Annotated in this window: 18 protein-coding genes; 16 read left to right on the top strand and 2 right to left on the bottom strand. The window is 53.8% G+C overall.

The annotated features are described in order from the left end of the window. Positions 1 to 546 precede the first annotated feature (546 nt). Entirely contained in the window at positions 547 to 1,959 is a 1,413-nt protein-coding gene (locus R3I13_RS11540; RefSeq protein ID WP_346318107.1) for a PLP-dependent aminotransferase family protein, read from the bottom strand. A gap of 99 nt (positions 1,960 to 2,058) precedes the next feature. Between R3I13_RS11540 and R3I13_RS11535 the strand changes: the two genes are divergently transcribed. The 16 genes from R3I13_RS11535 to R3I13_RS11460 all read left to right on the top strand — a co-directional run bounded on the left by R3I13_RS11535 (position 2,059) and on the right by R3I13_RS11460 (position 18,775). After that, on the top strand, positions 2,059 to 2,532 hold the full coding sequence (locus tag R3I13_RS11535) for a DinB family protein (protein ID WP_346318106.1): 474 nt from the start codon (positions 2,059 to 2,061) through the stop codon (positions 2,530 to 2,532). Next, a complete protein-coding gene (locus tag R3I13_RS11530; RefSeq protein WP_346318105.1) occupies positions 2,529 to 3,425 on the top strand; it encodes a hypothetical protein in 897 nt (298 codons plus the stop codon). The genes R3I13_RS11535 and R3I13_RS11530 overlap by 4 nt, the downstream gene beginning before the upstream one ends. Then, positions 3,385 to 3,894 (top strand): methylated-DNA--[protein]-cysteine S-methyltransferase, encoded by a 510-nt coding sequence (locus R3I13_RS11525; RefSeq protein WP_346318104.1) that lies wholly within the window; start codon positions 3,385 to 3,387, stop codon positions 3,892 to 3,894. The genes R3I13_RS11530 and R3I13_RS11525 overlap by 41 nt, the downstream gene beginning before the upstream one ends. 143 nt (positions 3,895 to 4,037) lie before the next feature. Beyond that, positions 4,038 to 5,465, top strand: coding sequence for a pyridoxal-dependent decarboxylase (locus R3I13_RS11520; protein ID WP_346318103.1), 1,428 nt, complete (start codon positions 4,038 to 4,040; stop codon positions 5,463 to 5,465). A 78-nt stretch (positions 5,466 to 5,543) separates the two neighbouring features. Continuing rightward, positions 5,544 to 5,975, top strand: coding sequence for a GNAT family N-acetyltransferase (locus tag R3I13_RS11515; protein ID WP_346318102.1), 432 nt, complete (start codon positions 5,544 to 5,546; stop codon positions 5,973 to 5,975). A 10-nt stretch (positions 5,976 to 5,985) separates the two neighbouring features. Next, positions 5,986 to 6,897, top strand: coding sequence for an EamA family transporter (locus R3I13_RS11510; protein ID WP_346318101.1), 912 nt, complete (start codon positions 5,986 to 5,988; stop codon positions 6,895 to 6,897). After that, the gene (locus R3I13_RS11505; RefSeq protein ID WP_346318100.1) at positions 6,881 to 7,816 is read left to right on the top strand and encodes a GNAT family N-acetyltransferase; all 936 of its coding nucleotides are present in this window, start codon (positions 6,881 to 6,883) and stop codon (positions 7,814 to 7,816) included. The genes R3I13_RS11510 and R3I13_RS11505 overlap by 17 nt, the downstream gene beginning before the upstream one ends. Then, complete coding sequence (locus R3I13_RS11500) at positions 7,803 to 8,243, top strand: GNAT family N-acetyltransferase (RefSeq protein ID WP_346318099.1); 441 nt, start codon at positions 7,803 to 7,805, stop codon at positions 8,241 to 8,243. The genes R3I13_RS11505 and R3I13_RS11500 overlap by 14 nt, the downstream gene beginning before the upstream one ends. Positions 8,244 to 8,528: 285 nt before the next feature. Continuing rightward, positions 8,529 to 9,086, top strand: a complete 558-nt coding sequence (locus R3I13_RS11495) for an NUDIX hydrolase (RefSeq protein WP_346318098.1) — start codon at positions 8,529 to 8,531, stop codon at positions 9,084 to 9,086. A gap of 18 nt (positions 9,087 to 9,104) precedes the next feature. After that, positions 9,105 to 9,884 carry a 23S rRNA (guanosine(2251)-2'-O)-methyltransferase RlmB gene (gene rlmB / locus R3I13_RS11490; RefSeq protein ID WP_346318097.1) on the top strand — a complete coding sequence of 260 codons (780 nt, stop codon included), beginning with the start codon at positions 9,105 to 9,107 and terminating at the stop codon, positions 9,882 to 9,884. Positions 9,885 to 9,903: 19 nt separating this feature from the next. Then, positions 9,904 to 10,749, top strand: coding sequence for a hydroxymethylglutaryl-CoA lyase (locus R3I13_RS11485; protein ID WP_346318096.1), 846 nt, complete (start codon positions 9,904 to 9,906; stop codon positions 10,747 to 10,749). Positions 10,750 to 10,966: 217 nt separating this feature from the next. Beyond that, positions 10,967 to 11,944 (top strand): GSCFA domain-containing protein, encoded by a 978-nt coding sequence (locus R3I13_RS11480; protein WP_346318095.1) that lies wholly within the window; start codon positions 10,967 to 10,969, stop codon positions 11,942 to 11,944. 137 nt (positions 11,945 to 12,081) lie between these two features. Beyond that, positions 12,082 to 12,594: an RNA polymerase sigma-70 factor gene (locus tag R3I13_RS11475; protein ID WP_346318094.1), complete on the top strand. Its 513-nt coding sequence runs from the start codon at positions 12,082 to 12,084 to the stop codon at positions 12,592 to 12,594. A gap of 76 nt (positions 12,595 to 12,670) precedes the next feature. Beyond that, on the top strand, positions 12,671 to 13,744 hold the full coding sequence (locus R3I13_RS11470) for a FecR domain-containing protein (protein WP_346318093.1): 1,074 nt from the start codon (positions 12,671 to 12,673) through the stop codon (positions 13,742 to 13,744). Between the two features lie 127 nt (positions 13,745 to 13,871). Then, a complete protein-coding gene (locus R3I13_RS11465; RefSeq protein ID WP_346318092.1) occupies positions 13,872 to 17,195 on the top strand; it encodes a TonB-dependent receptor in 3,324 nt (1,107 codons plus the stop codon). Positions 17,196 to 17,221: 26 nt separating this feature from the next. After that, positions 17,222 to 18,775: a RagB/SusD family nutrient uptake outer membrane protein gene (locus R3I13_RS11460; protein WP_346318091.1), complete on the top strand. Its 1,554-nt coding sequence runs from the start codon at positions 17,222 to 17,224 to the stop codon at positions 18,773 to 18,775. 261 nt (positions 18,776 to 19,036) lie between these two features. Here R3I13_RS11460 and R3I13_RS11455 read toward each other — a convergent pair whose 3' ends face one another. Further along, the gene (locus R3I13_RS11455) at positions 19,037 to 20,542 is read right to left on the bottom strand and encodes an MFS transporter (protein ID WP_346318090.1); all 1,506 of its coding nucleotides are present in this window, start codon (positions 20,540 to 20,542) and stop codon (positions 19,037 to 19,039) included. Between the last annotated feature and the right edge of the window lie 35 nt (positions 20,543 to 20,577).

Raw genomic sequence — 20,577 nt, 5'->3', positions numbered from 1 at the left:
TTTAAGACCGGGTTTTTAATTTTTAATGACGTAAAATCATTAGGACTTGAACTATTGATCATGCGCCATGAATCCCTCAACTCTTCAAAGTTGAGTATCTTTTTTCAAAAAATCAAAAACTCCGGCTTATTTATTTTGCCAGTTTTTTGCAAGAATGTATAAGAACTTCACAGCCTTAATTTGCTAAGACCACATATGAATTTGTTCACAATAAAATTCTCCTGATCACTTTTTGCAATGCAAAAAATAACCAGGTACCTGCGAGCTATAAGCTCACCGGCTAGCGGGAAAATTGGTGCTGATTCTTTGGAATTGCCGGCAGGACGCCGGTTGATGACCAGTCATGAACGTGGACTTTCATCTTCTATGGGTTATGTAACCCGGTTGGTTATTTGTATAGTCCTTTCGAGGATAAGCGAATTTATTTCAAAGGAGGGAAGGTGAAAAATTTTAAAACAAAAATTTATTAGCTGTTATCAAACCGCTTTATAATAAAAAGCACTTGCCAAAAAAAATGGTTGAATGGAGAATGAAATTTTTCTCACATCACCCCATCTGCCCCGCCAGTTTGCCGATCATTTTCAATCCATCTTCCACCTGTTTGCTCCAGGGAGTGGCGTAGCTGATGCGCAGGCAGTTGTTGTAACGGTCTTGCAGGGAGAAGATGCGCCCGGGGGCAAAGCTCACTTTGCGGCGGAGCGCCTGTTCATACAATTCGATAGTGTTCACGGATTGGTTCAGTTCCAGCCAGAGCACGTAACCACCCTGCGGGCGTGATACGCAGGTGTCTTCAGGGAAATAATCCGCGATGGCCTGCTGGTAGCGCAGGCACTGGGTGTGCAGCATCTTGCGGAGATTGCGCATGTGGTGCTCGTAGCGCCCGTTTTCCAGGAAATGCGCGATGGCCGCCTGTGGCAGCGTGGCGCTGGATACGCTGTGGTTGAGCTTGAGGCGCAGCACACGCTCTTTGTATTTACCGGGGATGGTCCAGCCAACGCGGTAGCCGGGCGCAAGGGATTTTGAAAAAGAATTGCAGAGCAGCACGTTGCCGTTGCGGTCGTATTGCTTGCAGCTGGAAGGGCGGAGCTTGCCGAAATAGATATCCGCGTAGATGTCGTCTTCAATGAGCGGGATGTCGTATTTGTTGACGATCTTCACTAGTTCGCGCTTGTTCTTGTCTGGCATGCAGGAACCGATGGGGTTGCTGAAGTTGGTCACGAACACGCAGGCTTTTATTTTGAACTTGGGAATGGCTTTGTCGAGGTATTCGAGGTCTACCCCGCAGACGGGATTGGTGGGCACTTCCAGCACTTTCAGGCCAAGGCTTTCCGCGAGCTGATAGGTACCGCAGTAGGCGGGACTTTCCAGGGCAATAACATCGCCGGGCTGCGTGGTTGCTGAAAGGCAAAGGGTGAGCGCGTCCATGCAGCCGGTGGTGGTCACAATATCGTGCTCGGTGATGCTGCCGCCCCATTGAAGGCTTTGCCGGGCGATCTGGCGGCGAAGGTTCAGGTTGCCCTGGAGATTTTCGTAGTTGAGCCCGCCGCCGGTGTTGCGCATGGCTGCCAGCATGCTTTTGCTGAGCTTGGCAGAGGGCAGGAGGGCTTCGGTGGGCGCAGCCACGGAGAAACGGAGGATGTCTTCACCGGCATGATGGCTGAACACTTCGGTGATCATTTCGCTTACATTCACTTCAGTGGCCTTTTTTACGGGCCTGCAGATGCTGGGCATTTCCGGCAGGCGGCGCGGGCTGAAGCACACGTAATACCCCGATTTGGGCCGCGGTTCAATGAATCCCTTGCTTTCAAGGTGATAATACGCCTGGAATACCGTGCTCATGCTGATACCCTGCTCTTTGCTGAGGGAACGCACGGAAGGGAGCTTGTCCCCGATGCGGATCACTTCCTTTTCGATCATCGCCTGGATGCGGTCTGCCACCTGCATATATAATGTATCCATGTTGCCGGGTTTGTACTGATATGGTCAAATTTACGAAAATGGAATCTGTTTCTTTTATATTTTATATTTTCATGCCCCGGTAAACCCAAAAAAGAACTTATGAACAATTTACCATTCAGCGTAGCCCAACGGCTGCAAACGCAGCATCTTTCACTGGAAGAAATGACCGCTGGCGTGCCGGACGAAAAGTTAAGGCAGGAAATAACACCCGGCAAATGGACCGTGCTGGACAATCTCGCGCACCTGGCGGCGCTCCAGGATGTTTTTAAAGGCCGCATAGAGCGTGTGCTGGAGGAAGATGAACCCACGTTTCCGCCTTATAAATGGGAGGAAGACGCGCTGTTTGCCCAATACAGGCAGCTGCCCGTTAAAGAACTGATCGCGGTGTATAACGACGACCGGGCGGATTTTATCCGTTACGTGAATACCCTTGCACCTGAGTCGTTCGGCCGCTGCGGCAGGCACCTGGTGTATGGCCGCTTTTCCGTGGCAGACCTGGTTGAAATGATGATCCTGCATGAAAGCCATCACCTGTTCACCGTATTTAAATTACTGCATATCACACCGAAATGATCTCCCTTCCCATCACAGATCACCGGCACTTCAACTTCGCGGAATGCCTGCTGTTCCTCAACCGCAGCACCCGCGAATGCCTGCATACCGTGCGGGACGGCGCCGTGTATAAACTCCTGGCCCCCGAAGGCAGTCCCGTGCTGGTGCGCATCCGGGAAGACGCAGGGAAACCCGCATTGGCAGCTGATGTGCTGTATGGCGACATAACACCGGAAGGCGAGGATTACATCCGTAGTTTCGTCAACAAATGGCTGCACCTCGACGGGGATATGACGCCCTTTTATACCTTTTCTTCCAAAGATGCACTGCTCGGCCCGCTCACCCGCGACTACAAAGGTTTACGGCTCATCGGCATACCGGACCTGTTTGAGGCCATCACCTGGACCATCACCGGCCAGCAGATCAACCTGGCGTTTGCGTATACACTGAAACAGCGCCTGGTGCAGGCTTTTGGTTATGTGATGGAAGAAGATGGGCATTCATATCACCTCTATCCCCATCCCGCTGTGATCGCTTCCATCAGGCCGGAAGAGCTGACCGCGATGCAGTTTTCCAAGACCAAGGCCGAAGGCATTATCCGCATTGCGAAGCTGATGTCAACGGGGGAGCTGAGTGAAGAGAAGATCAAAGCATTGTCTTTCGAAGCGGCAAGGGATACGCTCGTGGCTATCAAAGGCATTGGCCCCTGGAGCGCGAACTACGTGCTGATGAAATTTGCACAGCACCCGCAGGCCCTGCCCCTGGAAGACGCCGGGTTGCACAATGCGCTGAAAGCCCGGCTGAATATGCCCGCCAAGCCCACGCTGGCCGAAGTAAAACGTCTTACCCAACACTGGCAACAACACGCAGCATATGCAACCTTCTACTGCTGGCGCTCACTCTATCATGGATGAGCAGCTGATATACATCAACAGCCCGGTGGGGCGTATAGCCATCCACGGTACTGCGGATCACATCACCGCCGTGCTGTTCGAAGACGAGGCGCAACAACATGTTGCAACACCTGGTGCGGCGCCCCTGTTATATACAGCCGCGCAGCAGCTGGAAGAATATTTTTCCAAAACAAGAAAAACGTTTGATTTCCCCATGCAGCAGCCCGGCACGGATTTCCAGCAGCGTGTATGGCAACAGCTCACCACCATTCCTTTTGGTGAAACCATTACCTATTTAGCACTGGCTAAACGCGTAGGCAATGTAAAAAGCATCAGGGCGGTAGGTACCACCAACGGGAAGAACGCATTGGCGATAGTGGTACCATGCCACCGTGTAATCGGCAGCGGTGGCGTGCTCACAGGGTATGCGGGCGGGTTGTGGCGCAAACAATGGCTCCTTGATCATGAAAAAGGAGGGCTGCTTTTTTGAATGACGAACCGCATTCGTCATGGATCATTATTTTTGATCACCCCATCTGATATGGTCAAAATTTACAAAACTGAATCTGTTTTTTCTTACAGATTTGTTTGAATTTTGGGTCGTCAATTCACAACCTCCGAAACCACCGTATCATGAATGCAACATTCCGCGAGGACCTCTTACAGTTGAACGACCTCTTACAGCAGACAGCCAGCTACGCCGGAGATTTTCTCAGCCGAATCAACGAACTGCCCGTGAGCAGGCAGCTGCCCGCTTTTGCGCCGGCCGCGCTGCCGGAAAAGGGAATGGGGGCTGCCGCCGCGCTGGAATTGTTCGACAACCGTTTCGGGGATTACCTTACTGCCAACGCAGGCCCGCGCTACTTCGGGTTTGTGACCGGGGGCGTTACGCCGGCAGCGCTGGCAGGCGATTGGCTGGCAGGTACGGTGGACATGAATCCCGGAGACCGGGCGGATGTCTCTTTCCAGGTTGAAACCGAGACCCTTGGCCTGTTGCGCCAGCTTTTTTCTCTTCCCGATAATTTCCTCGGCTGCTTCGTAAGCGGCGCCACCATGAGCAATTTCACCGGGCTCGCCGCCGCAAGGCAATGGCTGGGCCTGCAACAGGGTGTGAACGTGGCCGAGCTGGGAGCAGGCGCCATCAAAGATGTGAAAATACTTGCGGCAACGCCGCATTCAAGCATCAGCAAAGCCTTATCTATGCTCGGCCTGGGGCGCAATGCCCTCGTACTGCTGCCCACCCTGCCCGGCAGGGAAGCGGTGGACATCAATGCCCTCAAAGCGTGGATCAGCGAACATCCCGGCCAGCCTTTCATCTTTAGTGCCAGCGCAGGCACCGTGAACACGGTAGACTTCGACGACATCGCCGCGCTGGCCGAACTTAAAAAAGAACACACATTCTGGTTGCATGTAGATGCGGCCTTTGGTGGGTTTGCCGCCGTAAGTCCGCGCTACAGGCACCTGTTGCACGGATGGGAACAGGCAGACAGCATTACCATCGACGCACATAAATGGCTGAACGTCCCTTACGATTCAGCAATGATATTCACGCGGCATCCCCAATTGCAGTTAGCCGTATTCCAGAATGCAGGCGCCGCCTACCTGGGCGACCCTGCGGCCAATTTCAACTTTATCAACTACGCGCCTGAAAACAGCCGCCGCCTGCGTTCACTGCCCGCATGGTTTTCCCTGAAAGCCTACGGCGCCGAAGGTTACCGCGACCTGGTGGAGCAAAACATCCACCTGGCGCAGCAATTGGGCGAAGCCATTTCGCGGAGCAGCCGCTTTAAACTACTGGCGCCCGTGCGGATGTGCGTAGTGTGCTTCACACTGGAAACCGAAGAACGAAACCGGGCCAGCCATGTGGCGCTTTTCCTGCAAAAGCTCGTCAAGCGCGGGGTGGTGAACATGACGCCGACCACGTACAAAGGCACTCCCGGCGTACGTGCCGCATTGGTCAACTGGCGCACCACCGAACAGGACATAGATAAAGTCATCGCCGAACTAGAAACCGTGGCAGCCGAAATCTCAGACCTGTCTGCCATTATTGAAAATAATTGATTTAGAGGTTGATATTAGTAGCGGCGATGGGTTTCTACCCATTGCACGTTTTTCTATTCATTAACACACACACGGATTATGCAATACGACCTGAAAGAGCTCATTTCATTCGAAGAAATGAAAGCGCAGTATTTCCTGTTACAACAACTGAACCCGCGGCTGCTGCAAGACGATTACGAAACCATGCTGCCTGATATGATCCGCAACGGCTACCGCCAGGTGGTGGTGCTGGAAAACGGTTCGCCCATCGGCATGAGCGGCTTCTGGATCAACACCAAATTTTATTGCGGGAAGTACATCGAGATGGACAACGTGGTCACAGATGCCGGGCACCGCAACAAAGGTATCGGTAAGATACTCTGCGACTGGATCACCCAAAAAGGCCGCGCAGAAGGCTGCCGGCACATCCTGCTCGATGCTTACGTGAGTAACCGCGATGCACACAGATTCTATTTCAGGGAAGGGTTTTTTATCGAAGGGTTTCACATGAACAAAAAGATCGCAGATTAAACGGGACATCATGAAAAAGCAAAATACAAATGCCTACCTGGCATTGGTGATAGTGAGCATATTCTGGGGAACCACTTACCTGGCCGCCAGGATAGGCGTACAGCACATGCACGGCATGATGCTGGCGGGACTGCGGCAAACCAGCGCAGGCGTGATCCTCACCGCATTTTTCCTGCTGAGAGGCTACAAATTGCCCGAAGTGCCGGTGCTGAGCCGCCTCTTCGTTATCGGCGTGATCATGCTCTGCGGCAGCAACGGTCTTATGACCTGGGCCATGCAGTACATCCCCAGCGGGCTGGGGGCCATTATTGCCGCCACAGTGCCCATCTGGGTCACTATTTTCAGCTTCTTTTTAGTACAGCGCACCAAAATATCCTGGCAGCTGGTTGCCGGTATGATCATCGGCCTGCTGGGCATCGGCGGCATTTTTTACGACAACCTGGCCCACCTGATGGAGCCGGAGTACCGCTTCGGCGTACTGCTGATCACCGCCGCCTGCGTGTTCTGGGCGCTGGGTTCCGTGCTCACGGCCAAGTGGGCGCTGGGCATCAATTACCTGTACGGGGCCGGCTACCAGATGCTGTTCAGCGGCATTGTGATGCTGGTCATCTCCGCGCTGATGGGCCAACACCTGAATATCGGTAACTTTACCGGGGAGCTGTGGGGCAGCCTGCTGTACCTCGTGTTCATCGGCTCGCTGCTGAGCTATTCCGCTTACGTGTTCGCGCTCAACAACCTGCCGCCTTCGCTGGTATCCGTATACGCCTACATCAATCCCATCGTGGCTGTGATACTCGGCTGGCTGATACTTAGCGAAAAGCTCAACTGGGTGATGGGCCTGAGCTGTTTGGTGACGCTGCTGGGCGTGTATATTGTGAACAGAGCATTTAACAAGCATAAAAGTTATGAACGCAGTAAATGAACCCAGGGTGCTGAGCTGGCATCCTGCCTACCAGAAAGACTTCGAGCAGCTCAACAAGACCTGGATCGAAAAGTACTTCGTGCTTGAGCCGGTGGATATTGATGTGCTGGAACATCCGGAGGAGCATATCATTGCGCCCGGCGGGGACATTATATTTGTGGCCGTTGGGAAACGTATAGCCGGTACCGTTGCCTACCGCCCGCTGGATGCCGAGACCGTTGAAATGACGAAGATGGGCGTGGATGAAGAATTCCAGGGCCGCCGGCTCGGCTGGCTGCTTGGCAAGACCATCATGGAACGCGCTGCTGCGGCGGGTTATAAAAAGATGGTGCTTTTCTCCAACCGCAAGCTGGCGCCCGCCATCACCATGTATCACAAGCTGGGCTTCGTGGAAGCCGAACTGGAAAAAGGCGGTTACACACGCTGCGACATCAAAATGACGATAGACCTGCAAGAGCCCCCGCTGGCCGGTTTGAGCCGGCAATTGAACGAGGTGGTGCATGCCACCGTGGAAAAGCTGCTGCGCTACAACAACGAAGAAGCCGGCATCCGTCCTGCTGCGGACAAGTGGAGCCGCAAGGAAGTGCTGGGGCACCTGATAGATTCAGCCATGAACAATTATCCCCGCTTCATCCGCGGCCAGCAGGCAGATTACCTGGAAGTGCCCGGCTACAACCAGGATTTCTGGGTAGACGTGCGGCGTTACCAGGAAGAGGATTGGGAAGAACTGGTGCAGATATGGAAAATGCTGAACCTGCACATCGTGCGGGTGCTGCCCCTTATCCCGGAAGAAGCGCTGGGTCACATCCTGGCCGTGGGGCCCAATGCGCCGGTCACGCTGCGGTACATCGCCGAAGATTACCTTCGCCATTTACAACATCACCTCACACAAATATTTCCTGTTCATGCAAATTATTAAAGCCACTACCGATCATTTACCGCAACTGGCGGTCCTTTTCGACCTCTACCGCCAGCATTACGAGCAGCAGCCGGACGTGGAAGGAGCCGAGCAATACCTGGCCGAGCGGCTGGTTCAGAACGAAAGCGTGATCTACGTGGCGGAAGAAGGAGGGGAGCTGGTGGGTTTCACGCAGCTGTACCCCGTGTTCTCTTCCATTGGCATGAAAAAAGCCTGGATACTGAACGACCTGTACGTGGCGGAAAACCATCGCCGGAAAGGCGCCGCCCGCGGCCTCCTGGAAGCTTCGCGGGAGCTGGGTAAGGCCACTGATGCGCGTTACCTCATGCTGCAGACGCACATTACCAATACCAAAGCCCGCGCGCTCTATGAATCCAACGGCTGGAAGCTGGACGACGAATTCTACTATTATTATCTCTCCATTTAACCATAGCTATACAGTGAACCCGTGGGGCGCATATTGCGCCCCTTTTTTATATCATGATAGTATTTTAGCCTTTATTGCAAATAGCCGAGTAGCAGCCGGGGATCGGCCAGGGCCGTGCTTGGAGAGGCCCAGGATAGGTGCAGTTGACGTGGACCTGGTCTGGACTTGATGCAGGGTAAAATAGCATCAAAGGATATGCTTTTCATAACATCCAGGCCGCTCTCAAAATGAATTTTGCCGGCCCCGGCACTTTCCCGTACCGCCGTTTTGACGTTTCTTTGCTGCATGGAAACGCAACAGAACCCTTGGCAGATATTGGAATCGACAGTTCCATACGATAACCGCTGGATCAGGCTTACGGAGCACCAGGTGATCAATCCTTCCGGCGGGCGCGGCATTTATGGCATTGTGCATTTCAAGAACCTTGCTATTGGCGTGGTGGCATTGGATGAACAGCATAACATTTATCTCGTGGGCCAGTACCGCCTGGCGATAGACGCCTTCAGCTGGGAAATTCCCGAAGGCGGCGGCCCGCTGGGCACAGATCCGCTGGAATCCGCCCGGCGCGAGCTACTGGAAGAAACCGGGCTTACCGCCCGCCGCTGGCAACCCATCGTGCATATGCACCTCAGCAATTCCGTGAGCGACGAAGCCGGGATCGTATACCTGGCGCAGGACCTGCAGCAGGGTGAGGCAGAACCCGAAGAAACAGAACAGCTGCTGGTGAAGAAGATCCCCTTTATGGAAGCCTACCAAATGGCGAAAGAACACCTGATCACGGATTCCCTTTCCCTGGCCGCGATCCAAAAGATCAGGCTCATGATGCTGGAAGGGGAGCTTTGATGCGTTATCTTTGCCGCGATGAACAACAGATTTAAACCGTCGCCGCCCAAGCCGAAGCAGTCCAGCCTGATCATTGGCCGGCAGCCCATACTGGAAGCCATGAAGGCCGGGAAGGCCATCGAACGCATATTTCTCCTCAAAAGCGCCACCGGCGACATCATTCCACAGCTCCGCCAGCTGGCCACCGAGCAACGTATTCCCGTGAACCTTGTGCCCATGGAGAAGCTGAACAGCCTCACCCAGGCCAATCACCAGGGCGTTGTGGCCGTTACCGCCAAAGTGGCCTACCTGGACCTCCAGGACGTGATCTCCCATGTGGTGGATAAAGGCGAGACCCCGCTTTTCCTCATCCTCGACGGCATCACGGACGTCCGCAACATCGGCGCCATTGCCCGCAGCGCAGTTTGCTGCGGCGCGCAGGCCATCATTATACCAGACAAAGGCATTGCCGCCCTCAACGAAGAAGCCATCAAATCCTCTGCAGGCGCGCTCGAAAAGATCGCCATCTGCCGGGTGAACAGCCTGCTGAAGGCCATAGACACCCTGCACCTGAATGGCATCAAGATTATGGCCAGCGAAATGGAAGCCCCGCGCCAGCTGTTCGACCTGCCCTGGCTGGAGCCTGTGGCGGTGATCATGGGTTCTGAAGACAAAGGTGTGTATCCCGCCCTGCTGAAAGCCGCGGATGAGCAGTTCCACATCCCGATGCAGAACAGTTTTGAGTCTTTCAACGTGAGTGTAGCCGCGGGCATCATCCTTTATGAAGCGATGAAGCAGCGGATGAAGGTGGGAGGGTGAAATTTCCTTACTTTAGCTTATGCTGAAATTCATTGAATGCCCGCGCGACGCGATGCAGGGATGGCCCCGCCAGATCCCCACGGATGAAAAGATCAACTACCTGAACGCCCTGCTGGACGTGGGGTTCGATACGCTGGACTTTGGCAGTTTTGTATCGCCCAAAGTAATGCCCCAGATGGCAGATACCGCTGAAGTGCTGAAAGGGCTGAAACCTTCCGCTACCAAGTTGCTGGCGATCATTGCCAACGTGCGTGGGGCGGAGGAAGCGGTGACGCACGATGCCATTTCTTACCTGGGCTTCCCTTTTTCCATTTCAGAAACCTTCCAGCTGCGTAATACCAATAAAACCATCGCCGAGGCCATGGAGCAGGTGCAAACCATCCAGGAGCTGTGCATCAAGAACAACAAGCAGCTGGTGATCTATATTTCCATGGGTTTTGGCAATCCCTATGGTGACCCTTACAGTACGGATACTGTGCTGTACTGGGCCAACAGCTTTGCGGAACTGAATATCCCCATCATTTCGCTGGCTGACACGGTGGGAGTGGCCGAGCCGAAAGGCATTGCGAAGCTCTTTTCTCACCTGGTGCCGGAGTTCCCGGAAATAGAGTTTGGCGCGCATTTCCATTCCACCCCGCAGCTGTGGGAAGAAAAGATAGCGGCGGCGTATGACAACGGGTGCCTCCGGTTCGACAGCGCGCTGCGCGGCATCGGCGGCTGCCCTATGGCGCAGGACGACCTGGTGGGGAATATTGCCACGGAGAACCTCATTTATTTCTGCCAGCAACGTAATATCCCCGTGCCGCTGAACCTGGAGCGGTTTGCAACAGCGGGGGCTTTGGCGGATAAAGTATTCGGGCATTGATACATCTTTATATTTCAATGTGACCGGCGAAACAAAATACTTTGCACCGCAATGGGCTATCGATGGAAATAAGCAGTAATATTCAAAGCTATTCGTTTCCGAATGCGCTTTGACGGAATTGTTTCATTTTTTTTCAAAGCGGCGGGTAAAATAAAATGCTTTGCGCCGGATTGTTCTTCATCCTTCAAATCACTCCTGAATTCAATACTTTTGCAGCATGAACTTTCGCCTGACCTTCCCGGTGGCTCCGCTGGAGCCTTCGCTGCAATATTCAGACAAGATCCTGCTGTCCGGCTCCTGCTTTGCAGAAGAGATCGGCGCCAGGCTGCTGCAACACAAGTTCAACGTACAGGTCAACCCCAACGGCATCCTCTTCAATCCCCTCAGCATTGCGCAAAGCATGCAGAGCTATATGGACGGCCGCCGCTACACGGACACAGACCTCTTCCTGCATGAAGACATCTGGCACAGCTGGGACCATCATTCCCGCTACTCCGGCACCCGGCAGCACGAAGTGCTGGACCAGATCAACCAGTCGCAGGCGGAAGCTTCCAGGCGGCTGAAAGAGGCAGACTGGCTCGTGATCACGCTTGGCTCCGCCTACGTGTACGTGCTCAAGGAAAACAGCCGCATCGTCGGCAACTGCCATAAAGTGCCCGAAGCCGCGTTCTACAAAAGACTGCTGAGCGCAGACGAGATCATTGCTGCGCTGGATAACATGATGCACCGGCTTTTCTTTTCCAACTCCAAAGTGAACATCCTTTTTACCGTGAGCCCCGTGCGCTATGCGAGAGACGGCGTGGTGGAGAACAACCTCAGCAAAGCTATCCTGCTGCAGGCCGTGCATCACCTGGTGAACAAGTTCAGCCGCCTGTATTATTTCCCGGCGTACGAGCTGGTGATAGACGACCTGCGCGACTACCGCTTTTTCAAAGAAGACCTTGTGCATCCTAATGAGCTGGCTATCCAGTATGTATGGGAAAATTTCGTCAACGCATGTATGAGCCCCGCCACGCAACAGCTGGAAAAGCAGGTGCAGGACCTGCTGCGCGCACGGCAGCACCGGCCGTTCAATGCAGACAGCCCCCAGCACAAACAGTTCCTCGAAGCCTATGCCCGCAAAACTGAAGCCCTGAAAGAACAGCACCCTTACCTGGACCTTGGGGAGGAGTTGGCGTATTTCCGCGCCGGATAAGGCCATTCCAGCTAATATAATACCACGAAAGGCGAATTATTAGCAATGAAATACTGAAAATGCGTCTTAGCTTTAGTACATCAGTTACTATGAGCAGTGAACCGTCATCTTACAGCACGTTCTGGAAAACAGGGGACATGGGATCTTTCAAATGCCTCATGAAGGAATTTGGCCCCGCGCTCCACTATTTTGCCGACAGCATGGTAGGCAACCGCCAGGAAGCCGAAGAGATCGTGTCCGACGTGTTCATTAAGATCTGGCAACAGCGCGAAAACCTGCCTTCTCCCGACAATATCAAGTTCTACCTTTTCAAAGCCGTTAAAAATACCGCCCTCAATTACCTGAAAAGCAAGGACCGCCGGGCTTCCAATCATTCCGCCTGGGAAGTGCAGGTAAGCCGGCTGCCGGGGCAGAGCCCTGAACAGATACTGATCAGCAAGGAAGAAGTGACCTCCATTCAATCCGTGATCCGCAGCCTCCCGCCCCGCTGCCGCCAGATATTCATCCTCGTGAAGGAAGACGGCCTTACCTACGAACAGGTATCGCAACTGCTGGATATTTCAAAGGCCACGGTCAACGTCCAGATGACCCTCGCCATGAAAAAGATATGGGAAGCACTTAATACTGCGCTTAAAGTTTCCCATTCCTGAATTTTTTTTTGCCCGCCTTAATTGTTTTATTGTTTCCTGTTGTCTTACTATTATTAACAGCGTAATGCGCAAATAAATGACCAATCGACTAAGGGAATTATTGACCCTTTACTGGTGCAATGAGATTTCGGGGGAAGAAAAAGCCGAGCTGGAGCAGCTGTTGCTGAAGCACCCGGATGCGTGGCTGAAGTCCGGTTTAATGGACCAGCTTTCCTTTTCGAAGCAGCCTTTCATGGACGAAGCTGCCACGGAGGAATGGGCTGATAAGGTGGCCCGTGAGGCCGGGATAATGGAAAGCGTGCCGGCTGAAACGGAACAGGAAACGCCGCGGAAGCGCCGGCCGCTCCGCAGGGCAATGCTTGCCTCCGCTTTTCTCGTGGCTGCCGCCGGGCTGTTTTTTGTATACACACAATGGATAGCCGCGCCGGGCGGGTATAAGGTGGCAACAACGGATGCGGGAATGAAAACGCGTATCCGGCTGTCTGACGGCACGATGGTGTGGCTCAATGCCGGCAGTTCTTTAAAATACCCGCCAAAATTCGGCAAACATACCCGGGAAGTGTTCCTGGAAGGCGAAGCCTACTTTGACGTACGGCAGCAGGTGAACCAGCCTTTCATCATTCATACCGAAAAAACGGATATCAGGGTGCTGGGCACCGCGTTCAACGTCCGTTCTTACGGGGATGAAGATTTCCAGGAAACAGCGCTGATCTCCGGCGCCGTGGAAATATCGGTGAAACAGGCGGACAAGCTCAGCCGCGTGGTGCTGAAACCGAACCAGAAATTAGTGGTCCGCGATGCAAAACATACAGCAACCAAGATCGAAAAAGCAACCATCATCCATCAGTCGGCGGATATGATCATAGAACGTAAAGCCCTGTCTGCCATCCTTTCGCCAGACAGCGGGCAGGTGGCTGAAACAGCCTGGCTCAGCAACAATTTTGTTTTCCAGAATGAAACGCTGGAATCCATGGCCCGCAGGCTTGAGCGCTGGTACGGCATTACGATCGATATCCGGGACCCGCAACTGTCCGGCTTAAGATTTACCGGGCGCGCGGATAATCTGCCGCTTGAAAAACTATTAGCGATCCTGCAGGAAATTAAACCGTTCAATTATTCCATCGAAGATGGCACCGTCATCATAAAATAACCTTCTTTATGCATTATGTGAATAAAATAAGGGGCGCTCCCCTAAGGGGAATGTTATGTCCATACTATATGCATTCCCGTCTGTAGATCCACGCTTTATTGAATATTTAATCTGAATCCACACGATTATGAAAAAATCTATCACCCAATCACTGCGCCGGCTGCCTGTGCAAGCAGGGAAGATCATCCAGCTGATCAAATTCACCGCGGTGCTGCTGCTGCTCTTCCTCAGGGTATCCGCCGCGGGGTATTCCCAGACAACACTCTCCGTTTCGTTCGTGCAAACCGAAGTGGAAAAAGCATTCCAGTTCCTCGAAAAGAAAACGGGGTATGTTTTTTATTACAGCAATACCGAAGTGGAAAAGCTCCCCAGGCTGAACCTCCGGCTGACAGACGCGTCGTTCCGGCAGGTGCTGGATTCCATTGCTGTGATGACCGGCCTGCATTACACCGTTATCGACAACAAGATGGTGGTATTCAAAAAGAACGCCGCGCAAACCCGCGCGCAAAAGGTGAGCGGGAAAATATCCGATGAAAAGGGAGCGCCGCTGCCCAACATCACCATACAGGTGAAAGGCACCGGCATTGGTACTTTGACGGACGCTGAAGGCGCCTTTTCGCTGGAAGTACCTGCCGGTGCGGTTCTTGTGGTATCGGGTATTGGTTACATCAGGCAGGAGATAGCCGTGGAAGGCCGCGCTTCCTTCAATATTGTGATGAAAGAAGATGTAGCCGGATTGAATGAAGTAGTGGTGGTAGGATACGGTTCACAGGAAAAACATAAGCTCACCAGCGCCGTGGCTACCGTAAGCGGCGCGGAGCTGAACAAACGCGTGGCCACTAACCCCGTCAGCCTGCTGCAGGGCCAGCTGCCCGGCCTGCAGGTCACCCAGGGATCGGGAGAGCCCGGCAACGAAGGGCTGGTGCTGCGTATCAGGGGTTTGAGCACTTTCAGCGGCGCAGGCAACGACCCGCTCGTGATCGTGGACGGCCTGCCCGGCAGCCTGAGCGTGCTGAACCCGAACGACATCGAATCCGTTTCGGTGCTGAAAGATGCCGCCTCCGCCGCGATTTACGGCTCCAGGGGCGCCAACGGCGTGATCGTGGTGAAAACCAGGAAAGGAAAAGGAACCGGCTTCACCCTGCAATACGGCTACAACCTCGGCATCTCCAAAGCCACCAAGCTCCCGGATGTGATCACGAATTCAGCGGAATACATGGAGTTGTCTAACGAAGCCCGCGCCAATTCCGGCCTTGCGCCATTGTATACCCAGCAGCAGATAGACCTTTACCGGAATGCGACGGACCGCGTGAAATACCCGAACTACAACTGGCTGAACGACCTGTTCCGCACCGCTTACACGCAGAACCATTACCTGAATATGAGCGGCGGCAAGGAGAACACGCATTACAGCCTTGGCCTCGGCATCAACCTGCAGCCCGGTGTGATGATCGGGTTCGATTATAAAAAATATACCATGGACCTCGGCCTTAGTTCCCGCGTGCATAAAAGGGTAACGCTGGGCACCAATATCCAGATGCGGTATGGCGACCGCCATTATCCCCCGCAGGGCGCAGGCGACATGTTCCTTTCCACCCTGGCCCAATCCCCGCTGTACCCGCCGCGTTCGCCGGATGGCAGGTGGATCAAAAAGGCCTATTCCAATGAGCTGGGCAACAAGAACACCGTGGCCCTCGTGGGCGAAAATGTAAGCACGCGCTCGGTGGATTATTATGCCCAGGGCAACCTTTCCGTGGATATTGATATTACCAACGACCTGAAATGGGAGAACAGGGGAGGGATGAACTACAACTCCGTAAAGGTGAACGACTTCAGGCCCGTGGTGCCCACATTTTATTACAACGACATGAGCCCTGCAGGCCTGCTGGACGTGGGTACGCCAGGGCTCACCATCAACAACCGCGGGAATGTTTATACTGTTTTCTACAGCCAGTTTACCTACCGGAAAAAATTCGGCGTTCATAGCATCAACGCGCTGGCGGGTTACCAGCAGGAACATAATGAAAATGACGAACTGAATGCCAACCGTACCCAGTTTCCCACCAACCTGCTGCGGGAGCTGAATGCCGGTCCTACCGAAGGCCAGTCCAACAGCGGCACTTCCAGCGAATGGGCCATCCGTTCTTTATACGGGAATGTGAACTACGATTACAAAGACAAATACCTGTTCGGCGCCAGCCTGCGCTACGACGGTACTTCCAGGCTGCCTTCAGACACACGCTGGGGATTGTTCTATTCTTTCTCCGGCGCATGGCGCGTATCGGAGGAAGCTTTCCTGAAAGATGTTTCCTGGCTGAACGACCTGAAGCTCCGCGCTTCCTGGGGCGAGCTGGGTAACCAGAATATCGGCACCTATCCATACCAGTCCACGCTGGATGGCCGTCCTTATGTATTCGGCGGCGCCGTTGCCAACGGCTTTGCGGGCAGCTCGCTGGTGGATCCTAACCTCACCTGGGAAAGCACCCGTGTGCTGGACTTCGGGATCAACCTGACCGTTTTCGCCCAGCGGTTAAGCATCACGGCGGACTGGTTCAATAAATATACCTACGACATTCTCCGCGAGTCGCAGGTGCCGCTCTGGCTGGGACTGAACGCGCCCATCATCAACGATGGCGCGGTGCGCAACAAAGGATTTGAGTTCAATGTCACCTACAACGACCGCATCGGTAAAGATTTCAGCTACAACCTGGGCGCCAATTTCCAGGCTTACAAAAATACCCTGGAGAAATTCGGGAAAAAGGAGATCGGCGGCAGGACCATCCGGGAAGAAGGTCTTGAGCTGGACGGTTATTACATCTATCAATGGGACGGCATCTTCCAGAGTGCGGACGAGATACTTAAATCTCCCAAACAGCCTGTGGCCGCCACACCCGGGGACCTGAAGATCAAAGATGTGAATAACGACGGCAAGGTAGACGACCAGGACCGCGCTTTCGTGAAAGGGAAATACCCCTCGTTCCAATATTCGTTCAACCTCGGCCTTAACTGGAAAGCGTTTGACCTGAGCGCGCAATTCTACGGCTCCCAGGGCCAAAAGGTGTACGTGAACGGGTGGGGGATAGAGCCGTTCAGGCAGGGCTCCGTGCCCACTACAGACTGGCGCAACCGCTGGACGCCGACCAACCCGACCAACACCATGCCGAAGATATACGTAGCGGACGGTTACGCGCCGGTACAGAACTACGCATCCACTTACTTCCTGAAAGACGCGTCGTTCCTCCGCCTTCGCAACCTGCAGCTCGGTTACACCATGCCTGTTTCCCTGATCGGCAGGCTCAGCATGAAATCGCTCCGCGTATATGCCGCTGCAGACAATGTGTTTACCGTCAGCAAGTTTCCCGGGCTCGATCCTGAACGGACCAACGACGGCAATTATGTGACCTACCCACAAACAAGAACATTCACTTTGGGCGCGATGGTCCAGTTTTGATCATCATCCTGTTAAATGATTTGCATATGAAACAGTATCGGAAATACCTCATCATACTGCCCTGCATTGCAGCCCTGCTGCTGGGCGCCTGTAAAAAAGGACTGCTGGATGTAATGCCACCGGATAAACTATCTTCCTCCGTTTTCTGGAAAACAGAAGCCGATGCGGACCTTGCGCTCACCGGTTTATATAACTACCTGTACCAAAGCGGCGGCGGCTACGCTACGTCTATGTACGAGATCTTTGCCTGGGACAATTTCAGCGACGATTCCTACGGCCAGTACAATTACGGCGGCGGGCAGAGCGCGCTTTCCTCCGGCATCACCCCTCAGTCCGGCGATTTCGTGTACAACTATTACGCGAATTCCTATAAAGCCATTGCTGCCATCAATTCTTTTCTTGCCAACGTGGAAAAAGTACTTTCCGGCGATAAGCTCGCCCGTTACAAGGGAGAGGCCTATTTTCTCCGGGCTTTCAATTATTTCTGGCTGGCGCAACTATATGGCAATACCGTTCTTTTCCTGGAAGATCCTTTCCAGGTGGAATATACCGCCGTCAAAGCAAAGTCTCCCAGGGCCGATGTGCTGAAGCAGGTGGAAACCGACCTGGACGCGGCCATTGCATCGCTGCCCGACGTGGCGTATGGCGACGGGCATGCTACCAAAGCCACCGCACAGGGTTACAAAGTGCGGGTGTTGCTCTTCCAGAAAAAATACGCCGAAGCCGCCGCGCTGGCGAAACAGATCATGACAGGCAACAAACACAGCCTGTATGCCAACTATGCCGGCAACTTTTATAAACCCGACCAGAATAACAGCAAAGAGATCATGTTCTCCGTAAAATTCCAACGCCCGAACGTGCTGCACCAGGACGTGGCCGTGGCCGTACAGCTGCATCGGTGGAAGGGGGAGCTGGGCACGCAGGACCTGATCAACGAATACGAAGCCGCGGATGGCAAAGACACCGCCTCGTCTGCCGTGTACGTAAAAGGCCGCCCTTATGAGAACAGGGACCCCCGTATGCGGATGACCTTTTTCTTCCCCGGCGACACCAAAGCCCAGGGCTGGCCGTTCACCGGCGCGCTGTCAGTCGCCACGCCCGGGAAGGACAGCTGGATCGTTGGTTTTTACGCCGTGAAAAAATGGCTGGACCCTTCGCTGGTAGACCCGGATTACGGCACCATAGACGACAACGACTTTGTATTGCTCCGCTATGCGGACGTATTGCTCATGTTCGCCGAAGCGCAGAACGAAGCTGCCGGGCCCGATGCGGATGTCTATGCAGCGGTGAATCTCGTAAGAGCCAGGAGCAATATGCCCGGCCTCCCCGCGGGTCTGGGCAAAGACGCCATGCGCAGCCGCATACGGCATGAAAGAAGAGTGGAATTTGCCCTGGAAGGGCTTCGGTATTTCGACCTGAGAAGATGGGGCATCGCCGGCCAGAAGCTGAACGGGTTTGTGCAAAATCCCCTTCAGCCCACCATCAAAACAAAATACGAAGCGCATTACGATATGTGGCCCATCCCGCAGACAGAGATAGACCGCAATGCGCCCGCGCTGATCCAGAACCCTGATTATTGATCATATTCCACTTCAAACAAAAATGGGCTGCTCCTGTAAACAGGGCAGCCCTTTCTTCATGAACACAATTGTAGGGTAAAAAGTCGTCATTGCGAGGAGCCGCGGAAAATTCTATGCGGCAGGAAGCGCGACGAAGCAATCTCTTCCATAGCTTGAAGTACGTCAATTCAACGAAGGAGATTGCTTCGTCGCCCCTCCCGCACAAACCCCGCGCTGCTCCCCGCAATGACGATCTTTTCGTGCGATGACAGCTCTTTGCGCTTATACTTCAGGTTCTTCCGCGTAGCCGTCTTTCGTTTTTTTCTCCTTGATAAACACCATGCCGATCACCATACAGATAATGGCGATGGTCACCGGGTAGAACAGGCCCGCGAGGTGATTGCCCGTGCGTTGCACCATCAGCGTGGCAATAGCGGGCAAAAGGCCGCCGAATACGCCGTTGCCGATATGGTAAGGCAGGCTCATAGACGTGTAGCGGATGCGGGTGGGGAACAATTCCACCAGGAAAGCCGCGATGGGGCCGTATACCATGGTCACGAATATCACCTGGATGAACACGAGGAATATCAGCCAGATCATAGCCGTATTGCCTACCTTGATCTCCTTGTGCTGCGTGGTTTTGCCGGCTTTGGTGACCGTTACGTCGCGCACCACGGTACTGTCTGCATACGTGCGCACCTTGGCGGAGCTTTCAACCATTTTGCCGTCCGCATCGGGCGTCACATTGCCTTCCACGCGGTACATGGCGGAGATTTCCTGCTTGGAGGAAAGGTCTACCGTTTTATCCATCGCGTTGTAAATAGGGAAGTAGCTGATAGCGGCGATGAACATGCCTGCCATCATGATCTTTTTACGCCCTATCCGGTCAGACAGGCCGCCGAAATAAATAAAGAACGGCGTGCCGAAAAGCAGTGCCACGGCGATAATGATATTGCTCTGCACGAAATCTATCTTCATCGTGTTCTGCAGGAAAGACAGCGCATAAAACTGCCCGGTGTACCATACCACACCCTGGCCCATGGCTGCGCCGAAGAGCGCCAGCAGCACCAGTTTGAGGTTTTCCTTATTACCGAAACTTTCCTTCAGCGGGTTCTTCGAGGTTTTGCCTTCCGATTTCAGCTTGCTGAACAGCGGCGACTCATGCAGCTTGATGCGGATGTAATAGCTCATCATTACCAGGAAAACGCTCAGCCAGAAAGGAATGCGCCATCCCCATTCGTTGAATTTCTCAGGGCTCATAGACAGGCGCGTGGCCAGTATCACGCCCAGGGATACGAACAGGCCCAGCGTGGCGGTGGTTTGGATGAAGCTGGTATAATACCCTCTTTTGTTTGCCGGCGCATGCTCGGCCACATAAGTGGCGGCGCCGCCATATTCCCCGCCCAGGGCCAGGCCCTGCGCAAGGCGCAGTATCAGCACCAGTATCGGCGCCAGTATGCCAATGGTGGCGTAACTGGGTATGAGGCCGATGGCGAAGGTGGAGCCGCCCATGATGAGGAGGGTAAGCAGGAAAGTGTATTTCCGGCCTACCATGTCGCCCAGGCGGCCAAACACGATGGCGCCAAAGGGACGCACGATGAAACCCACGGCAAATGTGGCCAGGGTGGCAACGTAAGCAAGGGTAGGGTTGCTGTCAGGGAAAAATTTTTCGGACAGTATCAGTGAAAGACTGCCGAAGATGTAAAAGTCGTACCATTCTATCAGGGTTCCCGCAGACGAGGCGAATATTACCTGCCAGATATTCTGCTTTGCAGACGTTGAGCTCATAATGTGAAATTGTTATCCGGAAAAGATAGAGAATA

Source organism: Chitinophaga sp. YIM B06452, from assembly GCF_039655965.1.
Taxonomy (GTDB): Bacteria; Bacteroidota; Bacteroidia; order Chitinophagales; family Chitinophagaceae; genus Chitinophaga.
Note: the sequence above shows the minus strand (reverse complement) of the source record. Positions and strands in the feature narration are given on the sequence as shown.